The sequence below is a fragment of the Streptomyces sp. So13.3 genome, assembly GCF_005860785.2.
Lineage (GTDB): Bacteria > Actinomycetota > Actinomycetes > Streptomycetales > Streptomycetaceae > Actinacidiphila > Actinacidiphila fildesensis.
This window is the reverse complement of the sequence record NZ_CP048835.1, coordinates 1,617,096-1,640,721: the sequence shown is the minus strand read 5'-3', so window position 1 is coordinate 1,640,721 and position 23,626 is coordinate 1,617,096. Positions and strand designations below refer to the sequence as shown.

14 protein-coding genes are annotated in these 23,626 nt (G+C 71.7%); 12 read left to right on the top strand and 2 right to left on the bottom strand.

The window, feature by feature from the left end; genetic code table 11:
- The first annotated feature begins 58 nt into the window (after positions 1-58).
- From C8250_RS07595 to C8250_RS07570, 6 genes are all read left to right on the top strand, one after another.
- The gene (locus C8250_RS07595; RefSeq protein ID WP_244809016.1) at positions 59-925 is read left to right on the top strand and encodes a polysaccharide deacetylase family protein; all 867 of its coding nucleotides are present in this window, start codon (positions 59-61) and stop codon (positions 923-925) included.
- Between the two features lie 148 nt (positions 926-1,073).
- Positions 1,074-1,571 carry a VOC family protein gene (locus C8250_RS07590; protein ID WP_138356876.1) on the top strand — a complete coding sequence of 166 codons (498 nt, stop codon included), beginning with the start codon at positions 1,074-1,076 and terminating at the stop codon, positions 1,569-1,571.
- Between the two features lie 334 nt (positions 1,572-1,905).
- Positions 1,906-2,340: a subtilase-type protease inhibitor gene (locus tag C8250_RS07585; protein WP_138356877.1), complete on the top strand. Its 435-nt coding sequence runs from the start codon at positions 1,906-1,908 to the stop codon at positions 2,338-2,340.
- A 351-nt stretch (positions 2,341-2,691) separates the two neighbouring features.
- Positions 2,692-6,786 carry a Pls/PosA family non-ribosomal peptide synthetase gene (locus C8250_RS07580; RefSeq protein WP_232485639.1) on the top strand — a complete coding sequence of 1,365 codons (4,095 nt, stop codon included), beginning with the start codon at positions 2,692-2,694 and terminating at the stop codon, positions 6,784-6,786.
- A complete protein-coding gene (locus C8250_RS07575; RefSeq protein ID WP_138356878.1) occupies positions 6,786-8,150 on the top strand; it encodes a M1 family metallopeptidase in 1,365 nt (454 codons plus the stop codon). Before C8250_RS07580 ends, C8250_RS07575 begins: the two co-directional genes overlap by 1 nt.
- 368 nt (positions 8,151-8,518) lie before the next feature.
- Positions 8,519-11,347 carry a glycoside hydrolase family 3 C-terminal domain-containing protein gene (locus C8250_RS07570; protein WP_198358293.1) on the top strand — a complete coding sequence of 943 codons (2,829 nt, stop codon included), beginning with the start codon at positions 8,519-8,521 and terminating at the stop codon, positions 11,345-11,347.
- Here the strand turns inward: C8250_RS07570 and C8250_RS07565 are convergent.
- Positions 11,334-12,473: a M4 family metallopeptidase gene (locus C8250_RS07565; protein WP_138356880.1), complete on the bottom strand. Its 1,140-nt coding sequence runs from the start codon at positions 12,471-12,473 to the stop codon at positions 11,334-11,336. The genes C8250_RS07570 and C8250_RS07565 overlap by 14 nt on opposite strands.
- A gap of 234 nt (positions 12,474-12,707) precedes the next feature.
- On the opposite strand from C8250_RS07565, the gene C8250_RS07560 reads away from it, so the two are divergent.
- The 3 genes from C8250_RS07560 (at position 12,708) to C8250_RS07550 (ending at position 18,570) form a co-directional block, all read left to right on the top strand.
- Positions 12,708-14,081: a wax ester/triacylglycerol synthase family O-acyltransferase gene (locus C8250_RS07560; RefSeq protein ID WP_198358292.1), complete on the top strand. Its 1,374-nt coding sequence runs from the start codon at positions 12,708-12,710 to the stop codon at positions 14,079-14,081.
- A gap of 123 nt (positions 14,082-14,204) precedes the next feature.
- Positions 14,205-15,830, top strand: a complete 1,626-nt coding sequence (locus C8250_RS07555; RefSeq protein WP_138356882.1) for an MFS transporter — start codon at positions 14,205-14,207, stop codon at positions 15,828-15,830.
- 61 nt (positions 15,831-15,891) lie between these two features.
- Positions 15,892-18,570 carry a SpoIIE family protein phosphatase/ATP-binding protein gene (locus tag C8250_RS07550; RefSeq protein WP_138356883.1) on the top strand — a complete coding sequence of 893 codons (2,679 nt, stop codon included), beginning with the start codon at positions 15,892-15,894 and terminating at the stop codon, positions 18,568-18,570.
- Here C8250_RS07550 and C8250_RS07545 read toward each other — a convergent pair.
- A complete protein-coding gene (locus tag C8250_RS07545; protein ID WP_138356884.1) occupies positions 18,567-19,475 on the bottom strand; it encodes an alpha/beta hydrolase in 909 nt (302 codons plus the stop codon). The two genes, C8250_RS07550 and C8250_RS07545, sit on opposite strands and share 4 nt — an antisense overlap.
- Positions 19,476-19,792: 317 nt before the next feature.
- Here C8250_RS07545 and gdhA point away from each other — a divergent pair, with 317 nt between their 5' ends.
- The 3 genes from gdhA to C8250_RS07530 all read left to right on the top strand — a co-directional run bounded on the left by gdhA (position 19,793) and on the right by C8250_RS07530 (position 23,607).
- Positions 19,793-21,124 carry an NADP-specific glutamate dehydrogenase gene (gene gdhA, locus C8250_RS07540; RefSeq protein WP_138356885.1) on the top strand — a complete coding sequence of 444 codons (1,332 nt, stop codon included), beginning with the start codon at positions 19,793-19,795 and terminating at the stop codon, positions 21,122-21,124.
- Positions 21,125-21,306: 182 nt separating this feature from the next.
- Positions 21,307-21,936, top strand: coding sequence for an alpha-ketoglutarate-dependent dioxygenase AlkB (locus C8250_RS07535; protein WP_138356886.1), 630 nt, complete (start codon positions 21,307-21,309; stop codon positions 21,934-21,936).
- A 132-nt stretch (positions 21,937-22,068) separates the two neighbouring features.
- Positions 22,069-23,607 (top strand): ATP-dependent DNA ligase, encoded by a 1,539-nt coding sequence (locus C8250_RS07530; RefSeq protein ID WP_138356887.1) that lies wholly within the window; start codon positions 22,069-22,071, stop codon positions 23,605-23,607.
- Positions 23,608-23,626 lie beyond the last annotated feature (19 nt).

Genomic DNA, 23,626 nt, shown 5'->3' with positions numbered 1-23,626 from the left:
TTGTGGATCATGTACGGGGGAACGGATGTCGCTGGGTCGCCGATGGGTACTCACAGCCGTGGCGGGCGGATTCCTGACGGGATGCACGTCGGCTCCCGGCCCCGCCGAGCGGTCGCAGGACCCGTCGTCCCCGCCCGGATCCGGCCCCGGCACGGTCCCCACGCCGTCCGTCGCGCCACCGTCCCCCGCAACCCCGTCGCCCAAGCCGGCTCCCCGGGTGACCCGGGCCGCGACCGTCGCCCGCTACGGCCGGATGACCCCCACCGGCTGGGGTTTCACCGCTCCCGGGGTGGTCACCAAGCTGCCGCCCGCCGCGGGACGGGCGATAGCGCTGACCTTCGACGCCTGCGGGGGACCGGGTGGCGGCGGCTACGACCGGGAGCTGATCGACCTGCTGCGAGCCCGCAAGGTGCCCGCGACGCTCTTCCTCAACGCGCGCTGGATCGACGCCAACCGCGCGCACTTCGAGCAGCTCGCGAGCGATCCGCTGTTCGAGATCGCCAACCACGGGACGCGTCACCGGCCGCTGTCGGTATCGGGCCGCTCCGCGTACGGCATCGCCGGGACACGCGACGCCGGGGAGGTCTTCGACGAGGTCGCGGGGAACCAGGACAAGCTCACCGCCCTGCTCGGACATCCGCCGCGCTTCTTCCGCTCCGGCACCGCGTACTGCGACGACATCGCGGCGCGCATCGTCGCCGAACTGGGGGAGCGGTTCGCCGGATTCAGCGTCAACGCCGACGCGGGGGCCACGTTCACCCCTGCCCAGGTGCGCCGCGCCGCCCTCACGGCCACCGCCGGATCGGTCGTCATCGGCCATATGAACCACCCCGCGGGCGGTACGGCCGAGGGCATGGCCCGTGCCCTGCCCGCGCTGCTCGCGGCCGGCCACCGGTTCGTCCGGCTCTCCGACGCCGTGCACTGAGGCGTCGCGGACGGCGCACCCGGTAAGCTCATCACTGAGTACTTGAACCTTCAAGTGCAGATTGCTTGAAGTTTCAACTGAGTCGGCGTACCGTCGGAACAGGCCCGCCGACCACGGGGCCGACCGATGTCCGACCAGGAGCGCCACCATGCCTGTACGCCGCCTCAACCACGCCGTGCTCTACATCCGCGATGTCGCGCGCGCCGTCGAGTTCTACACCGATGTCTTCGGCTTCAAGATCGATGTGGAGATCCCCGGACGGGCCGCCTTCCTCAGCGCCCAGGACACCCTCAACGACCACGACCTCGGCCTCTTCGCGATCGGTGCGGACGCCCCCGGCCCCGAGCAGGGCCGGGTCGGCCTCTACCACCTGGCCTGGGAGGTCGGCACGCTCGGCGAACTCGCCGACACCGCCGCCAAGCTGACGGAGCGCGGTTCGCTGGTCGGCGCGACCAACCACGGAGTGTCGAAGTCCCTGTACGCCAAGGACCCCGACGGCAACGAGTTCGAGATCATGTGGCGGGTGCCGCGCGAGGACTGGCCGGCCGGGGACGAGCCGAAGCTGCGGGCGCTGGATCTCCAGGAGTCGCTCGACCGCTGGGGTCCGGACCTGAAGACCGGTGCCGCCGCCGGCTCGGCCACCTGACCCGTCCCTGTCTGCGACGCCTGGCGTACCGCCGACCCCCCTTTCGAACGCGAAAAGCGGTGGTTTCAGGTCGAGAGCGGTGGGCCGGGAACACTCAGGGCCCGACGTTCTCCCAGCTCACGGACATCTCAGTGGCCGCGCCACGCGCGGGTGTCCGCATGCTGGACGGTTCGCCGAGTGCGTTCGGGGCGGCCACTGAGCTGCCCGTATCGAACAATGAGCCATCGTCCGATCACACAACGCGACCGGAAGTGGTCGTTCGAAGTGCGGCCACGAAACACCTCCGTAATACTCCTGTCCGTTATCTGCAACCAACGGAGAAGGAGTGTTCGGAATGCGATACACCCTAGGTGCGATCGGAGTGGGGGCCGCCCTGGCTCTCAGCTGCGTGGCGGGCACCAGTGGGACCGCCCGAGCCGAATCCGCCCAGCCGCACAGTCTGTACGCGCCCTCGTCGATGGTGCTGACCATCGGCAAGGGCGAGGACGCCGCGACCGCCGCTGTCCAGCGGGCCGTGCTGCTGCGCTGTCGCCCCACCGCCGGAGGCGACCACCCGGACGCACAGGCCGCATGCACGGAACTGACCCTGGCGGGCGGGAACTTCGACGCGCTGTTAGCCTCCGACCCCAACCGGATCTGCCCCAAGATCTGGGATCCGGTGGTGGTCACCGCGGACGGAGTGTGGCAGGGGCAACGCGTCTCGTACTCCCACACCTACGCGAACTCCTGCATCAAGGCAGGGGGTACCGGGGCGGTTTTCGGCTTCTGAGCCGGAGCTGAACGACTGCACCGAGGCGGGTCACGGCTGTTGTGATACCGGCCACTCGGGTCAAACCCGACAGGCCGTGTTCACCTTGCACCGGTAACGTGCCCTTCGACCCCCTTGCCACGGCGCGGTTGCCGCGGAGCCCGAGCGCAGCGCGGCCCCGGTGGAAAACCCGGATACGGCGCTCACCCGGAGGGCCGGGACGGTCCGTCCTCGGAGCGCGCCCGCGGCACCCGGCAAGCAGTCCACGTACCTCGGAGGGTAAGACATGCGTCCGTTCCTGGCCGGCACTGATCGGATCGACGCGCGCTGTGCGCCGCCGTCCTTCACCCCGGCCGGGAACGGGAGCGCTGTATGACGCTGGCAGAGGCACCCGAGCTGACGCTCGACACCCTGATCGACCCGGCCGAGCTGCTGGCACCACCGCGCGCGGTCTTCTCCGGGAAGGGTCCCGCGCCCGAGCGGACCCTGCTCGACATCCTCGCGGAGACCACCCGAAGACACCCGAATGGCCCAGCCGTCGACGACGGTTCCACGGCGCTGAACTACCGCGCCCTGGCGGCCGAGACCGAGGCGATGCGGCTGCGGCTCGCGGCGGCCGGCATCGGCGCCGGCGACCGGGTCGGCATCCGGGTGCCGTCCGGCACCAACGACCTGTACGTCTCGATCCTCGCGGTGCTGGCGGCAGGCGCCGCCTATGTGCCGGTGGACGCCGAAGACCCCGACGAACGCGCCGAGTTGGTCTTCTCCGAAGCGGGAGTGAGCGCCGTCATCGGCGCGCACCGCGAGTTCCGTCCCTGCGGTACCCCGCACGGCGTCGTGGGCCGGCGGCCCGGACCCGACGACGACGCCTGGATCATCTTCACCTCAGGGTCGACCGGCAAGCCCAAGGGCGTTGCCGTCACCCACCGCAGCGCCGCGGCGTTCGTCGACGCCGAGGCCGGGCTCTTCCTCACCGAGGAGCCCATCGGCCCCGGCGACCGGGTGCTGGCCGGGCTGTCGGTCGCCTTCGACGCCTCCTGCGAGGAGATGTGGCTGGCCTGGCGGTACGGCGCCTGCCTCGTCGCCGCGCCGCGGTCACTGGTCCGCACCGGGCTCGACCTGGGCCCGTGGCTGGTCGAACAGCGCATCACCGTCGTGTCGACGGTGCCCACCCTGGCGGCGCTGTGGCCGTCGGAAGCGCTCGACGACGTCCGGCTGCTGATCTTCGGCGGCGAGGCGTGCCCGCCCGAACTCGCCGAGCGGATGGCCGTCGAGGGCCGCGAGGTGTGGAACACCTACGGGCCCACCGAGGCCACCGTGGTCGCCTGCGCCGCTCAGCTCACCGGCGAGGGCCCGGTCAGGATCGGGCTGCCGCTCGATGGCTGGGACCTGGCGGTCGTGGACGCGCGGGGCGAGCTCGTGCCCATGGGCGAGGTCGGCGAACTCGTCATCGGCGGGGTCGGGCTGGCCCGTTACCTCGACGCGGACAAGGACGCCGAGAAGTACGCGCCGCTGCCCTCGCTGGGCTGGGAGCGCGCCTACCGCAGCGGTGACCTGGTCCGTGCCGACGCCGAAGGGCTGCTGTTCGTCGGCAGGGCGGACGAGCAGATCAAACTGGGCGGCCGCCGGATCGAACTCGGCGAGGTCGACGCGGCGCTGCAGGCGCTGCCGAACGTCGCCGGTGCCGCGGCCGCCGTCCGCACCACCCGGGGCGGCAACCAGATCCTCGTCGGTTATGTGGTGAGCGCGGCGCAGGACACGGCCGGTGACACCCCGGTCGGCGACGACAAGGCCCCCGACGGCGCGGCGCAGGCCGGCGAGCCGTCCGAAACCGACGAAACCCGAGCCGACGAAACCCAGACAGACCAGGCCCAGACCGACGAGGCCCAGGCCGGTGAGGCTGAAGTGGGCGCCGTCAGCGGGGTGTTCGACCCCGTCGACGCGCTGCGCCGGCTGCGCGAGGCGCTGCCCGCCTCGCTCGTGCCGCTCATCGCGGTGGTCGACACCCTGCCCACCCGGACCTCCGGCAAGGTCGACCGGGCCGCGCTGCCCTGGCCGCTGCCCACCGTGGACACCTCCGGGCAGGAGGGCCCGCTGGAAGGCACCGAGGGGTGGCTCGCGGAACAGTGGGCCGAGATCCTCGGCACCTCCGTCGGCACCGCCGACGCCGAGTTCTTCGCGATCGGCGGCAGCAGCCTCGGCGCCGCCCGCCTGGTCGCCCTCATCCGGGCGCGCTTCCCCAACGTCTCCGTCAGCGACATCTACCAGAACCCGTCGCTGGGCGCGCTGGCCCGCGTCCTGGAGGCGTCGGACGCCCGTGAGAGCGCCGTGCGGACCGTACAGCCCACCCCGCGCCGCGCCGGTGCCGTACAGGTGGCGCTGATGCTTCCGCTGCTGACGATCTCGGGGCTGCGCTGGGCCGTGGGCGTCGCCGCGCTGAACAACGTGCTCGCCCGGTACGGGGACTTCCCGTGGGCGCCCGCCGTGTCCTGGTGGTGGGTGGCACTGGGCTGGGTGCTGTGCGTCAGCTCGGCCGGCCGGGTCGCCGTCGCGGCCGGCGGCGCGCGGCTGCTGCTGCGCGGCGTCCGCCCTGGTACCTATCCGCGCGGTGGCAGCGTCCACCTGCGGCTGTGGACCGCGGAACGCCTCGCCGAGCGCGTCGGCGCGAACCGGCTGACCGGCACCTGGATCACCCACTACGCCCGTGCGCTCGGCGCGCGGATCGGCGCGGACGCCGATCTGCACTCGCTGCCGCCCGTCACCGGGATGCTGCGGCTCGGCAAGGGCTGCGCCGTCGAACCCGAGGTGGACCTGTCGGGCCACTGGCTCGACGGGGACCTGCTGCACATCGGCAAGATCCGGATCGGCGCGGCGGCCACGGTCGGCGCGCGCAGCACCCTTTTCCCCGGCGCCCGCGTCGGCAAGCGCGCCGAGATCGCGCCGGGCTCCGGTGTGACCGGGGCGGTGCCGGCCGGCCAGCGCTGGTCGGGCGTTCCGGCGGCCCGCTCCGGCAAGGCCGCCCACCGCTGGCCCGGCAGCCGCCCGCCGCGCACCCGTGGGTGGTCCCTGGTCTACGGCCTCACCTCCACCGCGCTGGGCCTGCTGCCCGCGCTGGCGGCGCTGCCCGGACTGCTGACGCTGCTGTTCTTCGTCCGCGGCGAGTCCGCGCCCGGCGCCGCGCTCGCCGCCGCGCTGATCGCCGTACCGCTCGCCACGGTGGTGTCGCTGGCCACTTACGCGCTGCTCGTCCTGGTCCTGGTCAGGGCGCTGGGCACCGGACTGCGCGAGGGGTATCACGCCGTGCACAGCGGCGTCGCCTGGCGGGCCTGGGCCACCGAGCGGCTGATGAACACCGCCCGCGTCGTGCTCTTCCCGCTGTACGCGAGCCTCTTCACCCCGGTATGGCTGCGCGCCCTCGGCATGAAGGTCGGGCGGCGCGTCGAGGCGTCGACCGTCCTGGCGCTGCCCGCGATGACCACGGTCGGCGACGGCGCCTTCCTCGCCGACGACACGATGGTCGCCACCTACGAACTGGGCGGCGGGTGGATGCGTATCGCCGCCGCCCGGGTCGGCAAGCGGGCGTTCCTGGGCAACTCCGGGATGACCGCGCCCGGCCGCTCGGTACCGAAGAACGGCCTGGTCGGTGTCCTGTCCTCGACGCCGAAGGGCGCCAAGGCGGGCAGCTCCTGGCTGGGCATGCCGCCGATGAAACTGCCCCGGGCCGCCGAGGCCGGCGACCAGAGCCGCACCTACGACCCGCCCCGCGCCCTGATGGTGGCGCGCGCCGCCGTCGAGGTGTGCCGGGTCGTCCCGGTCATGTGCACCGTCGCCCTCGCGGTCCTGTTCGTGGGCGCGTTCGAGGCCCTGGTGAGCACGGCGGGACTCGCCGTCGCCGCCCTGTGCGGCGGCCTGTTGATGGCGGCCGCGGGTCTGCTGGCGTGCGTGGTCGCCGCCGCGGCCAAGTGGCTGCTGGTCGGCAGGTTCCGGACGGTCGAGCATCCGCTGTGGAGCTCGTTCGTGTGGCGCAACGAGCTCGCGGACACCTTCGTCGAGGTGCTCGCCGTGCCGTGGCTGGTGGGATCGGTCCCCGGCACCCCGCTGATGAACCTGTGGCTGCGGACGCTGGGCGCGCGGATCGGCCGCGGCGCCTGGTGCGAGACGTACTGGCTGCCGGAGGCCGACCTCGTGCGGGTCGGCGCCGGGGCCACCGTCAACCGGGGCTGCGTGGTGCAGACCCATCTGTTCCACGACCGGATCATGCGCATGGACACGGTGACGCTGGGGGATGGATCAACCCTGGGTCCGCATGGCATCGTGCTCCCCGGCGCGACCGTCGGGCCGCGCACCACCATCGGTCCCGCCTCGCTCGTCATGCGCGGCGAATCGGTGCCCGAGGGCACCCGCTGGCTCGGCAACCCGATCGCCGCCTGGCACACCGACCGGCACGCAGAGGGGACCCGCAGTTAGTGAACAAGGCACCGGGGGGCGGCCGTGCGGCCGCCCCGGCCAGGCCCGGGGCGGCCGTCTCCACCGATTCGTACCTGCCCGAGCACGGCAACGGCGGCTACCGTACGGTGCGCTACGACCTGGAACTGGACTTCCGGCCGAGCGCCGACCGGCTGTCCGGCCGGGCCCGGATCTCCGCGGTCACCGAGCACGCGCTCTCCGAGTTCAGCCTCGACCTCGGAGCGTTCCGGATCGACCGGGTCCTGGTGGACGGCAAACGGCCCGCCCGCTACACCCACCGCGCCGGGAAGCTGCGGGTGCGCCCCGCCCGTGAACTGCCCGCGGGAACGCCCTTCGCCGTCGAGGTGCGCTACGTCGGCACCCCGCGGCCGATCCGCAGCCGCTACTGGGGTGACCTGGGCTGGGAGCCGCTGGAGTACGGCGCGCTGGTGGCCGCCCAGCCGATCGGCGCGCCCTCCTGGTTCCCCTGCAACGACCATCCGTCGGACAAGGCCGTCTACCGCATCGCGGTGACGGCGCCGTCGGTGTGCACGGTGCTCGCCAACGGCACCCTGGAGTCGTGCACCATCGGCGGTTCCACCACGACCTGGGTCTACGAGCAGCGGGCGCCGATGGCCAGCTATCTGGCCAGCGTCCAGATCGGCCCCTACGAGCTGGTGGAGCACCTCGGCGGCCCGATCGCGCAGCCCGCGGCCGTCCCGGCCGCCCTGCTCGCCCCGTTCGCCCATGACTTCGGCCGCCAGCCGGAGATGATGGAGCTGTTCCAGGAGCTCTTCGGCCCGTACCCCTTCGACGACTACGCGGTGGTCGTGGTCGACGAGGAGCTGGAGGTTCCGGTCGAGGCGCAGGCCCTGTCGGTCTTCGGTGCCAACCACATCGACGGACGGCGCGGCTTCGAGCGCCTGGTAGCCCATGAACTGGCCCACCAGTGGTTCGGCAACAGCCTCACCCTCGCCGACTGGCGCCACATATGGCTGAACGAGGGCTTCGCCTGCTACGCCGAGTGGCTGTGGTCGGAGGCCGCGGGCGGCGCCCCCGCCACCGTCCTGGCCACCCGTGCGCACACCCGGCTCGCCGGACTGCCGCAGGATCTGCGGCTCGCCGACCCGGGCGTACGGCGAATGTTCGACGACCGGCTCTACAAGCGCGGCGCGCTCACGCTGCACGCGCTGCGGACGACGATGGGCGACACGGCCTTCTTCGCGCTGCTGCGCACCTGGACGTCGCAGCACCGCCACCGCACCGTCACCACCGAGCAGTTCACCGCCCTCGCGCAGCAGTACACCCCGCGCCCGCTGGACGCCCTGTTCACGGCGTGGCTGCGCGAGCCCCGGCTCCCGGCACTGCCGCGGGCCGGCGACTGACCGCACTCGGCATCCGGCACCACGGCAGTCCGGCACCACGACATCCCGCACTCCCGCATCACGACATCCGGCGTTCCGGCATGCCGACACACCCGGAACAGCCCTGGATGCCGGGATATGTCATACAAGATGTATAGGCTCGGCGTCGCAATATGGGCTAAATCGGTCAACTCCTATCATCATCGAGGCTCTGCAGGCCGAGAAGTGAAGGTCCGTCATCGGTTCGCCCTCTCACAGCTGCGGTGATCACCGACTAGGAGACGCCCGTGCCAGGCACTCCCCACTTCTCCCTACGGCGCGGCGCTCCTCGCCGCGGAAACCGTCCCCGAACCCGTCGCGGACGCCCGAGGCACCTCGCCGTCCTGCTCGTGGCGGCCCTGTCGGCGAGTCTGACGCCCGCGGTGGCGGGATCGGCGGCGCAGGCGGCGCCGGGCTCCGACCCCGTCGTCCCCTGCGGCATCACGACGGCTGCGCTGAACCGGCCAGCCACCGCCTCGTCGACCGAGAAGTCCGACACCCCGGCGGAAGCGGCGTTCGACGGCAACGCGGGCACCCGCTGGTCCAGCGCCGCCGCCGATCCGCAGTGGCTGCAGGTCGACCTCGGATCCAGCCGGCCGGTCTGCGGAGTGCAACTGGCCTGGGAGAACGCGTACGCGAGGGCGTACCGGATCCAGGTCTCCGACGACGGCACCGACTGGACCACCGTCTACTCCACCACCGCGGGCCAGGGCGGCATCGAGACGGTGGCGCTGAACGGAACCGGCCGCTATGTGCGGCTGGCCGGCATCCAGCGAGCCACCTCGTGGGGCTATTCGCTCTGGGAGTTCAGCGTCCTCACCCCCGGCGGCACCAGCAGCCCGCCCGGCGGCGGCGACGGCAGCTGCCCCTGGTCGGGGTCCAGCGCGCCCGTGGCCGAGCGTGTCACGCAGGTCATGGCGCAGATGACGCAGGCCCAGAAGATCCAGATGGTGCACGGCACCGGCAACACCTCGCCGTACGTCGGGAACCTCGCCGCGATCCCGTCCCTGTGCATCCCCTCGGTGGGCTTCCACGACGGCCCCGGCGGGGTGGGCGACGCTTTCTCCGGTGTGACCCAGCTGCCCGCGCCCGTGTCGGCCGCGGCCAGCTGGGACACGGCACTGCAGCACCAGTACGGCGCCGTCGCCGGGAACGAGTTCGCGGGCAAGGGCGCCGATGTGGCACTCGGCCCGACGCTCAACATCGTGCGGGACCCGCGCTGGGGCCGGGCCTTCGAGAGCTACAGCGAGGACCCGTACCTGTCCGGCGAGATGGCCGTCGCCAACATCCAGGGCATCCAGAGCCAGGGCGTCATGGCTCAGGCCAAGCATGTGGCGGTCTACAACCAGGAGACCAACCGCAACGGGCCGAAGGACAACGCGGTCATCGACACCCGCACCCTGCAGGAGATCTATCTGCCCGGGTTCCAGACCGCGGTCAGCAAGGGCGCGGCGGCGTCGGTGATGTGCGGCTACAGCACCGTCAACGGCGCCTACGACTGCCAGCACCCGTACCTGCTGAACACCGCCCTCTACCAGCAGGCGGACTTCGGCGGGTTCGTCACCAGCGACTGGGGCGCGACCCACTCCACCGTGGAGTCCGCGAACAGCGGGATGACGATGGAGATGCCCGGCGGGTACTACTACTCCAACTACCTCGCCCAGGCGGTCGCCAACGGCCAGGTGAGCCAGGCCACGCTGGACACCATGGTGAGCCGGGTACTCACGCAGATGTTCGCCTTCGGCCTCTTCGACCGGAAGCACACCGGGTCGACCACGGCCCTGGTGACCTCCGCCGCCCATCAGGCGACCGCCCGTCGGATCGCCGAACAGGGCAGCGTCCTGCTGAAGAACACCGGTGTGCTGCCGCTGTCGACGGCGTCGACGCACTCGATCGCGCTGCTCGGCCCCGACGCCGGCGCGGGCGTGCGCAGCGTGGGCGGCGGCAGTGCCGTCGTCACCAGCTCCGGCACCGTCTCGCCGCTGGCCGGGATCCAGAACCGGGTCGCGGGCACCGGCACCACCGTCCAGTACAACGACGGCACGGACATCGCCGCCGCGGTCGCCCTGGCCCGCGCCTCCGAGGTGGCGGTCGTCTTCGTCGGGTACGGGGAGAAGGAGGGCACCGACCTGACGGGCATCGATCTGCCCGCCCAGCAGAACGAGCTGGTGGCGCAGGTCGCGGCCGCCAACCCGAGGACTGTGGTGGTGCTCAACACCGGCTCCGCGGTCACCATGCCGTGGCTGGGCCAGGTGCAGGGCGTGCTGGAGGAGTGGTACGCCGGGCAGGAGGTCGGCAACTCCGTCGCCCGGCTGCTGTTCGGCGACGCCAACCCGTCGGGGAAGCTGCCCGTCACCTTCCCGGCGAGCCTGGCCGACGTGCCCGCGCACACCGCGGCCCAGTGGCCGGGCACCGACGGCAAGGTGCAGTACTCGGAGGGCCTGAAGGTCGGCTACCGGTGGTACGACGCCGGCGACGTCACCCCGCTCTTCCCGTTCGGGTTCGGGCTGTCGTACACGACGTTCGCCTTCTCCGGACTCCAGGTCGGGACGCCGGACGCGAGCGGCAACACCACCGTCTCCGCGACCGTCACCAACACCGGCAGCCGCGCCGGCGCGGAGATCGCCCAGCTCTACGTCGGCGCTCCCGCCGCGACGGGTGAACCGGCCCGGCAGCTCAAGGGGTTCCAGCGGGTGGAACTGCAGCCGGGGGCGAGCCGGCGGGTGCAGTTCACCGTCACCGCGCACGATCTGGCGCACTGGTCGGACACCACGGCCGGCTGGACGACCACCCCGGGCGACTACCGGATCCAGGTCGGCGACTCGTCCCGTGAGCTGCCGTTGACCGGGACCCTGACGGTCGGCACACCGCTCTCGGCCAGGACGGTGACCAGCACCGTTACCAGCACGGGCAGCGTCACCGTGACCAACCCGCACGGTATGAGCAGCCGTGCCGGCACCCCGGTGCGGCTGGCCATCGCGGCCCGCACCACCGGATCCGCCGGGACCGGCCCGGTGTTCACCGCGACCGGGCTGCCCGAGGGTCTGTCGATCAGCCCGGCCGGGCTGATCTCCGGTACCGCGACGGCCCCGGGCACCAGCACGGTCTCGGTCACCGCGACCGGCCCCACCGGCGCGACCGACACGGCCGGCTTCGTGTGGACCGTCAGCCGGTCCTGACCTCGCCGACGTGGCCGGTCCGTGCCGTGCCGTCGTGAGCCGGCGACGGCACGGCGCGGCCGACCACGTTGACGGCGGTCCACGCGGCGCCGACCGCGGCGTACTGGCTGCTGGCTGCCCCGTAGAGGTCGCGCGCCGCCGCGAGGGTCGCGGTCCGCGCGGCGTGGTAGTTGGTGGTGGACGTCATGTACACGGTCAGCGCCCGGTACCAGATCGCCGCCGCGGTGTTCTGCCCGATCCCGGTCAGCACCGAGCCGTTGACGGTCGGGCTGTTGTAGGAGATCCCGTTGATGACCCGCGGGCCGCTGCCCTCGGCGAGCAGGAAGAAGAAGTGGTTGCCGATCCCCGAGGCCACGTGCGGGTCGAGGTTCGGGACCGACGTCGACCAGTAGTCGGGTGAGACACCGTCCCTGGACGGCCGGTCCATGTAGCGCAGCGGGGTGCCGTTCCCGTTGAGGTTCGCCTTCTCGCCGATGAGGTAGTCCGGCACGTCGGCCGGGATGTTCGCGGAGAACTCCACCATGGTGGCGAAGATGTCGGAGGTGCTCTCGTTGAGCGCGCCCGCCTCGCCGCTGTAGGTGAGCCCGGCGGTGGCGGAGGTGATGCCGTGGGTGATCTCGTGCGCGCCGATGTCGATGGTGGTCAGCGGATGGGCGTTGTCCGATCCGTCGCCGTAGTTGACACAGCCGCAGGCATCGCTCCAGAAGACGTTGGTGTAGTGGCTGCCGTAGTGGACGACGCTGCGGACGCCCTTGCCGTCGTTCCTGACCCCGAGCCGGTTGAACGAGTACTTGAAGTAGTCCCACACGGAGACGGCGGCGAACTGGGCGTCGACGCCCGCGGACTGGAGATTGGTCGGCAGCCCGTTGCCCCAGATGTTGTCCGCGTCCGTGAGGATGGTGTTGGTACGGCCGTCGACGGTGACGGTGTTGCCACGCGTCGGGTCCTGGAGCAGATAGGACGAGATCGTCTTCGTGGTGGTCAGCGGCACCTGGCCGTCATGCACCCCGTAGCCCGTACCGAGGGCGGGGGAGTCGGCGGCGGCCGTCCCGGTGCCCGCACCCATGACCGACGCCAGCAGCGCCGCGGCCGCGAGAACGGCCCCGGCGGTGAGTCTCCGTCGCATCTGACTGCCTTCCTGTCGCCGGCGCGGGCGCGGTGGCGCCTCGCTCTTGGGGCGCCGGGTGGGCGCCGGGACGAAGCATGACGGTACGGACAGGATCCTTGGCAGGGGCCCGTCAAGAATTGGCGCGCCTTCGCCGGTCAGGAGGCCGGATACGTTCGGCCGGCGGCCGGTATCCGATCCCAGGCGCCCTGGACGGAGCCGGTGCTCCCCTCTACGGTTGCGTCCGTGGACCGGATGAGCGCCTTGGATGCGGGTTTCTACTTCATCGAGGACGAGAACGTGCCGATGCACGTGGGATCGGTCCTGGTGTTCGAGGGGCCGGTGCCGTCGTACGGCGATGTCATCAGACTTCTGGTGTCCAAGCTCCCCGACGTGCCCCGGTACCGGCAGCGGGTCAAGAGCCTGCCGATGCATCTGGGCCGTCCCGTCTGGGTCGACGACGAGCACTTCCAGATCCTCTACCACGTACGCCACACCGCGGTGCCCGCACCGGGCGGCGACGACCAGCTGCGCAACCTCGCCGGCCGGCTCTTCGCCCAGCGTCTGGACCTCACGAAGCCGCTGTGGGAGATCTGGCTCGTGGAAGGGCTGGAGGGCGGCCGTTGGGCGCTCATCTCCAAGGTCCACCACTGCATGATCGACGGAATAGCCGGCACCGACATGATGCAGCTGGTGCTGGACTGGCGTAAGGACAGCGAGCTGTCGGAACCCCGGCCCTGGACGCCGGAGCCGAGCCCGTCCACGCTCGACCTCGTCGCCGACGGAGTGCGCGACGCGGTCCTGACGCCGCTGGAACACCTGTCCGCCGTCCCCGCGCTCGCCCGGCGGTTGCGCAGCGGTTCCGAACTGCTCGGCATCGCCCGCGCCCTGGCCGGCAGCCTGCCGAACACGGCCCGCCGGCTCACCACCCGCGCGGCCGGCTCCCTCAACGGGTCCCTCGGTCCGCACCGCCGCTGGGTGTGGGCGAAGGCGGATCTGACGGAGACCAAGCAGATCCGCAAGGTGACCGGCGGAACGGTCAACGACGTCATCCTCGCCGCGATCACCCGCGGTTTCCGCGATCTGCTGGAGAGCCGCGGTGAGCTGTCCGAGGGCATGGTGGTCCGCACGATGGTGCCGGTCTCCGTGCGCTCGCGGGACCAGCGCAACAAGCTGGACAACCGGGTGAGCGCCGTCCTGCTGAACCTGCCGGTGAGCGAGCCGGATCCGCAGGCGCGGCTGGCCGCGGTGCGCGAGCAGATGGACGACCTCAAGAGCAGCCGCCAGGCGGCGGGCGCCGACGCGATCACGGGTATGGCGAACTTCGCGGCGCCCACCCTGCTCGCGCTGGGCTCGCGCACCGCCATGCGCTTCCCGCAGCAGTTCCTGCAGACCGTCACCACCAACGTGCCGGGCCCGCGGGTGCCGCTGTACATGCTGGGCCGGCGGCTGGCCGAGATCTACCCGTACGTGCCGATCGCCAGCACCATGCGGATCAGCGTCGGGATCTTCTCCTACCTGGGCCAGATCACCTTCGGCATCAACGCCGACTTCGACGGCGTACCCGACATCCAGGTGCTCGCGGACGGCATCCGCGAGGGCTTCGACGAACTGCTCGCGCTGACCTGACACGCGCTCCGTCGCGGCCCCGGTGATCGATTGGCGGGGCCGTGCGGGCAGGCTTAGCCTCGAAGGAGTGACCGAATTCGTTCACTTCCGACCTGAGGCGCAGGCAATCGCGCAGGCACTCCCATGACGGACTCTCAGACGGCATCCCCGGAGTCTGCCGCATCCCCGGAGCGGGGCCACGGCAGCGGTATCGCACTCCTCGTCATCTGTTCGTGCCAGCTGATGGTGGTCCTCGACATCACCATCGTGAACATCGCCCTTCCGCACATCCAGACCTCGCTCGGTTTCTCGACCGAGAACCTGTCCTGGGTCATCAACGCCTACACGCTGACCTTCGGCGGACTGCTGCTGCTCGGCGGGCGGCTGGGCGACATCCTCGGCCGTCGCCGGGTCTTCATCTTCGGCGTGCTGCTCTTCGTGCTCGCCTCGCTGCTCGGCGGACTCTCCCAGGAATCCTGGCAGTTGCTCGCGGCCCGCTCGCTGCAGGGCGTCGGCGGCGCCGTCGCCTCTCCCACCGCCCTCGCGCTCATCACCACGACCTTCCGCGAAGGACCCGAGCGGAACAGGGCGTTCGGTGTGTTCGCCGCCGTCTCGGCGGGCGGCAGCGCGATCGGACTGCTCGCCGGCGGACTGCTCGTGGAGTGGCTCGACTGGCGCTGGGTCTTCTTCGTGAACGTGCCCATCGGCCTGCTGATCGTGCTCGCGACCCCCCGGTTCATCCGGGAGTCCGAGCGCCATGCCGGCCACTTCGACATCATGGGCGCGCTCACGTCCACGCTGGGCATGGTGCTGCTCGTCTACGGATTCATCCGGGCCTCCAAGGACGGCTGGAGCGACAGCGTCACCATCGGGGCCTTCGTGGCGGCCGTGGTGTTCCTGTACCTGTTCATCACCATCGAGCGCCGGTCGCGGCAGCCCATCACCCCACTGTGGATGTTCCGTGACCGCAATCGCGCCGGTGTGTACGGAATGATGCTGAGTCTGTCCGCCGCGATTTTCGGGATGTTCTTCTTCCTGACGCTCTTCGTGCAGAACATTCTGGGATTCAGTCCGCTGCGGGCCGGTCTCGCCTTCCTGCCGGTGAGCGCGATCATCGCGGTGGCCGCGGGGTTCACCTCGCAACTGCTGCCCAAGTGGGGACCCAAGCCCTTCATGGTGGTGGGGGCGGTGCTGGCCGCGGTGGGACTCGGCTGGCTGACGATGACCGATGTCGACAGTTCGTACCTGGGCAGCATCCTCGGCCCCATCCTGGTCTTCGGCACCGGCATGGGTCTGCAGTTCGTGTCCCTGACGCTGATGGCGGTATCGGGCGTCGAGGCGAAGGAGACGGGTGCGGCCTCCGGGATCCTCAACGCCACCCAGCAGGTGGGCGGGTCGCTCGGCCTGTCCGTGCTGGTCACCGTCTTCGGCACGGCCAGTCGCAACGAGGCCACCGACCAGGTCCCCCGGTTCCTGGCGCAGGCGACCCCGGCCCAGCAACTGGAGTTCCGCAGGACCGGACAGCTCCCGTCGCCCTGGGGCGACCAGGTGCTGACTTCGGGCATCTCGACCGCATTCGTCGCCGCCGCCGTCTTCGCTGTCGTCGGCGCACTGATCGCCCTGCTGGTCATCCAGGTACGCCCCTCCGACCTGGAGCGTCTCCAGGGTGGCGGCGCTGTTCCGCTCGTGCCCGCAGAGGTGGGCGAGACGGCTTCCGAGGCGTCGCCGCGAGTGCCGGACCCGCGCGATGTTCCCCCTCCGCCCGGCTGAGCGCCGGGCTCGTGCACTCCGACCACTCGCTTACCGGGGTCAACCGGGGTACACATAGGCCATGGCCCGGTTGACGGTCCGATCCTCGGGCGCCCTGCCGGCCGGCCGACGCAGGTGGATCAGGGGGATACGCAGCGTCGCCGGCCAGGTCTTCGCGCTGCAGGTGGTCGTGGTGCTGCTGCTCGTCCTGGCGGCGGTGTTGGCGCTCGTCCTGGAATCGGAGCACGACAGCACCCAGGAGGCCCGCAACCGCTCGGTCGCCGTCGCGCAGACCTTCGCGAACTCGCCGGGAATCGTGGCGGCGCTGAAGGCCCCGCACCCGACCGCGATCCTCCAGCCGAAGGCCGAGGCCGCCCGGATGGCGTCCGGGGTGGACTTCATCGTCGTGCTCAACACCGACGGCATCCGCTACACGCACCCCAAGCCGGACCGCATCGGCAAGAAGTTCGTCGGCAACTACGAGTCGGCCCTGCAGGGCCAGGTGATCACCGAGAAGATCGTCGGAACCATCGGGCCGCTCGTCCAGGCCACGGTCCCCGTCTACGACACCAACGGCAAGGTCGTCGGCGTGGTCTCCGCCGGGATCACGATCACCAAGGTCAGCGGGGTCGTCGACCGACAGCTGCCGCTCATCCTCGGCGCCGCGACCGTCGCGCTCTCGCTGGCCACGGTCGGGGCGGCACTCACCAGCAAACGGCTACTGCGCCAGACCCACGGTCTGGGGCCGACCGAGATGACCCGGATGTACGAGCACCACGACGCGGTGCTGCACGCGGTCCGGGAGGGCGTGGTCATCGTTGGCGGGGACGGCAGGCTGCTGCTCGCCAACGATGAGGCGCGCCGGCTCCTCGGACTGCCGGCGGACGCCGAGGGGCGCCCCGTGGCCGGCCTGGGACTCAGCAGCCGGGCAGTCGAGCTGCTGGCCTCGGAACAGGCCATGAGCGACGAAGTCCTGCCGGCCGGTGACCGGTTGCTGGTGGTGAACGTCCGGCCCACGGACCGTAACGGCGGGCCCCCTGGCATGGTCGCGACCCTGCGGGACTCCACGGAGCTGCACGCGCTGTCGGACAAGGCCGAGGCGGGCCGCAGACGCCTGCGACTGCTCTACGAGGCCAGCGTGGCCATCGGCACCACCCTGGACGTGGTGCAGACCGCCCAGGAACTCGCCCGGGTGGCCGTCCCCCGGTTCGCCGACTTCGTCTCCGTCGACCTCGCGGTGCCCGTGCTGCGCGGTGAGGAGCCCTCGGGGAGCTCCGGCACCCAGATGCAGCGGGTGGCCGTCAGCGCCATCAGGGACGATGCCCCGCTGTATCCGGTGGGCGAGCCGATCACCATCATCCCGTCCACTCCGCAGGCCTGGAGTCTCGACACCGGACAGGGCGTGTTCGACCCCGACCTCGCGTCGTCCACCGACTGGAAGGTGCAGGATCCCGAGCGCGCCGACGCGATGCTCGCGTACGGGGTCCACTCGGTCGTCAGGGTCCCGCTGCTGGCCCGTGGCGTGCTGCTGGGCATCGCCAAGTTCTGGCGCTCCGAGCGGCCGGAGCGCTTCGACGAGGACGATCTCTCCTTCGCCGAGGAACTGGTCACCCGCGCGGCGGTGTGCATCGACAACGCCCGCCGCTACACACGCGAGCACGCCATGGCCGTCACCCTCCAGCACAGCCTGCTGCCGCACGGCCTGCCCGAGCAGAACGCCGTCGAGGCCGCCTACCGCTATCTGCCCGCGCAGGCCGGCGTCGGCGGGGACTGGTTCGACGTCATCCCCCTGCCGGGCGCCCGGGTCGCGCTGGTGGTGGGTGATGTCGTCGGCCACGGCCTGCACGCCGCCGCCACCATGGGGCGGCTGCGCACCGCGGTCCACAACTTCTCCACGCTGGACCTGCCGCCGGACGAGGTCCTCGGGCATCTCGACGAGCTGGTCGGCCGGATCGACCAGGACCAGACGGCCGCCGGCTCCGGCGACGACGTCACGGGCGCGACCTGCCTGTACGCGATCTACGACCCGGTCTCGCGGCTGTGCACCATGGCCAGGGCGGGCCATCCGCCGCCCGCGCTGGTCCACCCGGACGGGACGGTGGAATTCCCCGACCTGCCCGCCGGCCCGCCGCTCGGCGTCGGCGGTCTGCCGTTCGCGACGGCGGAGATCAGGCTGCCCGAGGGCAGCCGGCTGGTGCTCTACACCGACGGGCTCGTCGAGGACCGTGAGCGGGACATCGACGACGGCCTCGAACGGCTGCGCAGTGCCCTCAAGGACACCGACCGGACCCCGGAGGAGACGTGTGAGGCGGTCCTGGAGGCCCTCCTCCCCGCCCACCCGAAGGACGACATCGCCCTGCTCGTCGCCCGCACCCACGTGCTGCCGGCCGACCGGATGGCGGAGTGGGAGGTACCGTCCGACCCCGCGGCCGTGTCCGAGGTCCGTGCCGCGGTCAGCCGGAAGCTGGCGAGCTGGGGCCTGGACGAGACGGCCTTCGTGACCGAGCTGATCCTCAGCGAGCTCGTCACCAACGCCATCCGCTACGGGGCGGAGCCGATCAAGGTCCGGCTGCTGCTCGACCGCACCCTGATCTGCGAGGTGTCCGACACCAGCGACACCTCACCGCACCTGCGCTACGCCGCCACGATGGACGAAGGCGGCCGGGGACTCTTCCTCGTCGCCCAGTTCGCCGAGCGCTGGGGCACCCGCTACACCGCCGACGGCAAGGTCATCTGGAGCGAGCAGCCGCTCCAGGGCTAGCCGGCGAGCCGGACGTCGTCCAGCCAGTCCAGCATCCGCGCGGCGACGACGTCCGGTATCTCCAGCTGCGGCACATGGCCGACGCCGGGGAAGGTCTCGAAGCGCCAGCCGGGATTGCGCGCCGCCGCCGCGCGGGCCGACCGCACCGGCACCAGCCGGTCCCGCTCCCCGCTCATGAGGAAGACCGGCACCCGCAGCGACCGCATGGCGGACCAGTACGTGGTCCGCCGCGCGTTCACCAGCACCAGTGAGCGCGCTGCGGCCAGGAAGGCCGCGTCGAGCCCCGGCACCCCCGCCCGCCGTTCCGCCAGCTCGACCGAGGCGCTGACCAGCTCCTCGGGAACCGCCGACGGGTCGGCGCACACGAGACTGAGCAGCCGCCGTACCTGCTGCCGGGCCGTGCTCCCGGCCCGCGACCGCGCGAGCACCCGTTCCCCCACCCCCGGCACGGCGTAGAGCAGGAACGCCGACAGGACCAGCGGATCGGGCCGGGCCCCGAACGGCAGTGGAAGGGCGGGGTCCACCAGCACGAGTCCGGTGGCCGTCCCCGGACGGGCCGCCGCCTGCAGGATCGAGATCATCCCGCCCATCGAGTTGCCCACCAGCAGCGCCGGCTCCCCGACGACCTCCCGCAGGAAGCGGTCGAGCAGCGCGACGTTGTCCCGTACCGCCGTGCCCCGGCCCGCCGGCTCCGTCAGCCCGAATCCGGCCAGGTCCACGGCGGTCACCCGCAGCCGGGCGGTCAGCAGCGGGGCGAGCAGACACCAGTTGAGGTGGGACCCGCCGAGCCCGTGCACCAGGACCACCCGGGGTGCGCCGGGCGGCCCCCCGAAGTCGACCCAGTGGACGCGCCCGCCGAGGTCCGCGTAGCGGCTGGTTCCGCCCCAGTGGGCCACCGTCGTCATGGCAGTCAGTATTCGCCGCGGTGCTACCCGGCGGTAGGGGGAGGCGGCTGCGGGATGGGGGACGCACCCGGTGCGGCACCGCTGCGGCGGTTTCCGGGCCGCTCGACGCGGTCTCGAGCGGCCGTCGTTGATGCCCCCTCCACACTTACCAGGAGGTAACCCCTGATCTGTTCTGCGGTACTTGTGGACGTCCGGGGCTCGGTGTGAACATCGACCGCTACGGAGCCGGCGGGACCGCCCTGAACGCCGGGCCCGCCGCGCCCGTAGAACACCGCACAGTGTTTTCCGCCCGGCAGCCGCTCCTGAATGGACTCGATATGAAGCCTTCCTTCCGTGCCCAGCTGATAGAGCGGAACCCGGGCGAGCCCGAGTTCCACCAGGCGACACAGGAGGTGCTGGAGACCCTCGCGCCGCTGCTCGCGGCGCGTCCCGAGTTCGCCGAGGCGAAGCTGGTCGAGCGCATCTGTGAACCGGAGCGCCAGCTGATGTTCCGGGTCCCGTGGCAGGACGACTCGGGCGAGATCCACGTCAACCGGGGATTCCGGGTGGAGTTCAACAGCGCGCTGGGTCCGTTCAAGGGCGGTCTGCGCTTCCACCCGTCGGTGAACCTGGGCATCGTGAAGTTCCTCGGGTTCGAGCAGATCTTCAAGAACGCCCTCACCGGACTGAACATCGGTGGCGGCAAGGGCGGCAGCGACTTCGACCCGCACGGCAGGTCGGACTCCGAAGTGATGCGCTTCTGTCAGTCGTTCATGACCGAACTCCACCGCCACCTCGGCGAGCACACGGACGTCCCGGCGGGCGACATCGGCGTCGGCGGCCGCGAGATCGGCTACCTCTTCGGCCAGTACAAGCGCATCACCAACCGGTGGGAAGCGGGCGTCCTCACCGGCAAGGGCCTGGAATGGGGCGGCTCCCAGGCGCGTACGCAGGCCACCGGCTACGGCAACGTCCTGTTCACCGCCGAGATGCTGAAGAAGCGCGGCGAGGACTTCGACGGCCAGCAGGTCACGGTCTCCGGATCGGGCAATGTCGCGATCTACACCATCGAGAAGGCCCAGTCCCTCGGCGCCAACGTCCTGACCTGCTCCGACTCCGGCGGCTATGTCGTCGACGAGAAGGGCATCGACCTCGAACTGCTGCAGCAGATCAAGGAGGTCGAGCGCGGCCGGGTCAGTGACTACGCGGAGCGGCGCGGCGCCTCGGCCCGGTACGTGGCAGGCGGCCGGGTGTGGGACGTGCCCGCCGACGTCGCCCTGCCGTCGGCGACCCAGAACGAGCTCGACGCGGACGCCGCCGCCGTTCTCGTCCGCAACGGTGTGAAGGCCGTTTCCGAGGGCGCCAACATGCCCACCACCCCGGACGCGGTCAAGCTGCTGCAAACCGCCGGGGTCTCCTTCGGGCCCGGCAAGGCGGCCAACGCGGGCGGTGTCGCCACCAGCGCACTGGAGATGCGGCAGAACTCCAGCCGTGAGTCGTGGTCCTTCGAGCGCACGGCGGAGGAGCTCGCGACCATCATGCGCGGCATCCACGACACCTGCTACGACACCGCCGAGCGCTTCGGTGCCCCGGGCGACTACGTCACCGGCGCCAACATCGCCGGCTTCGAGCGCGTGGCCTCCGCGATGCTCTCCCAGGGCGTCGTCTGACCGGTCTCCCGCGGGCGGTGCCCAGCGGGGTGCCCGGAAACCGCTCTGTCAGCATCGGCCGCATGGTCCATCAGACGCCCGGCCTCGTCCCGCGCCGGTACGTGGATCTCCAGTACCAGGCCACCGCCATCATGCCCGCCACGTTAATCGCACAGATGTACGAATGCGTATAGGCTGGTCCCATGGCCGTACATCTGCAGAACTCGCTCTTCGACCAGGAGGACGAGATCGCACCGCGCCCGCTCGACGGGCTGCGCCGTACCGACATCGGGCTCGGCGCCTGGATCGACGTGCTGCCGCAGTGGCTCGTCGGGGCGGACGCGCTCTTCGAGGCGCTGGCGCGGGACGTCGAGTGGCGTGCCGAGCAGCGCGTCATGTACGAGCGCACGGTGGACGTGCCGCGGCTGCTGTCGTTCTTCGGCGACCGCGACGCCCTGCCGCACCCGGCGCTCGACACGGCCCGCTCGGCGCTGAGCGGGCACTACGCCGCCGAGCTCGGTGAGCCGTTCACCACGGCCGGGCTCTGCTTCTACCGCGACGGACGCGATGGTGTCGCCTGGCACGGCGACACCATCGGCCGCGGCGGCACCGAGGACACCATGGTCGCGATCGTCTCCCTGGGGGCGCCGCGGAACCTGGTGCTGCGGCCGCGCTCCGGCGGTCCGGCCGCCGTGCGCATGCCGCTCGGACACGGTGACCTCATCGTCATGGGCGGCAGCTGCCAGCGCTCCTGGGAACACGCGATTCCCAAGACGGCGCGGCCGGTGGGACCCCGGATCAGTGTGCAGTTCCGGCCGCGCGGGGTGCGCTGAACCGGTAGCGGACGGGATCGGGTCGGGTCCGGGCGGGGGCCGGGCCGCTTCGCCCCGGGAGACGGAACGGGAAAGCGGGTACGCATGGGCCACGCGCAGCCTTCACCGCCCCAGCCCTGGAGTTCCCCGCCCATGCTGCTTCACGAACTGGCCGTCACCTCCCAGGCCGTCGGCGCCGAGCCGGCCCGCAACGCGAAGATCGCCCTGCTGGCCGGATACCTCCGGAGCCTGGGGCCCGACGAGCTGCCCGCGGCCGTGGCCCTGCTGTCCGGTGAGTCCCGGCGGATGCGGATCGGGGTCGGCCCCGCCGGCCTGCGCGAACTGCCGCCACCCGCCGGCGAACCGGAGCTCGGCGTGCGGGAGACCCAGGACGTACTGGCCGCGCTCGCCGCCGTGCACGGATCCGGCGCGCAGGGCGAACGGCGCCGGCTGCTGGAGGAGCTGTTCGCCAGGGCCACCGCGCAGGAGCAGACGTTCCTGAGCGCGGTGCTGGTCGGCGAACTGCGGCAGGGCGCACTGGACGCGGTGGTGGCGGACGCCGTCGCCAAGGCGGCCGGTGTGCCGGCGGCGGACGTCCGCCGGGCGCTGATGTTCCGCGGCTCCGCCCGCGCCGTCGCGGCGGCCGCCATGTCGGGCGGGAAGGAGGCGCTGCGCGCGTTCGGGCTGGAGGTCGGGCGCCCGGTACGGCCGATGCTCGCCGCGGCGGCCCCGGACGTCGCCGCCGCCCTGGAGCGGGTGAGCCCCGCCGCGCTGGAGTGGAAACTCGACGGGATCCGGGTCCAGGCGCACCGGGACGGGGACGACGTCTCCGTGTTCACCCGGAGCCTGGACGACATCACCTCCCGCGTACCGGAAGTGGTGGAAGCCGTACGCTCACTGCCCGTGCGGACGGCCGTGCTCGACGGCGAGGCCATCACCCTCGGCCCGGACGGCCGGCCCCGCCCGTTCCAGGTGACCGCCGCCCGCACCGCCTCGCGGCAGGACCCGGAACAGCTGCGGGCCGAGGTGCCGCTGAGCGTCTTCTTCTTCGACCTGCTGCACCGCGACGGCGCCGATCTGCTCGACCTGCCCGCGGAACGCCGCTGGGCGGAACTCGACGACGTGGTGCCGGCGGAACTGCGCGTGCCGCGCACCGTCACCGCGGACGCCGACGACGCCGCGCGCTTCTTCCAGGAGGCACTCGCCCGCGGCCACGAAGGCGTGGTGGCCAAGGACCCGGCCGCGCCGTACGCGGCGGGCCGCCGCGGCGCCGGGTGGATCAAGGTGAAGCCGCGGCACACCCTGGACCTGGTGGTGACGGCCGCCGAATGGGGTCATGGCAGGCGCCAGGGGTGGCTGAGCAATCTGCATCTCGCGGCACGCGGCGAGGAATCCGACCCCGCCCCCTGGGTGATGCTCGGCAAGACCTTCAAGGGGCTCACCGACGAGCTGCTGACCTGGCAGACCACCGAACTGCTGGAGCGGGAGGAGACCCGCGACCGGTATGTCGTCCACGTCCGGCCGGAGTTGGTCGTCGAGGTCGCCTTCGACGGCCTCCAGCGCAGCCCCCGCTACCCGGCGGGCCTCGCCCTGCGCTTCGCGCGCGTGCTGCGCTACCGCGACGACAAGACCGCGGCCGAGGCGGACACGGTGTCCACCGTGCGGGCGCTGGCCGCCGAGGAAGGACTGTAGGTCCCACCTCGTCCTCCGG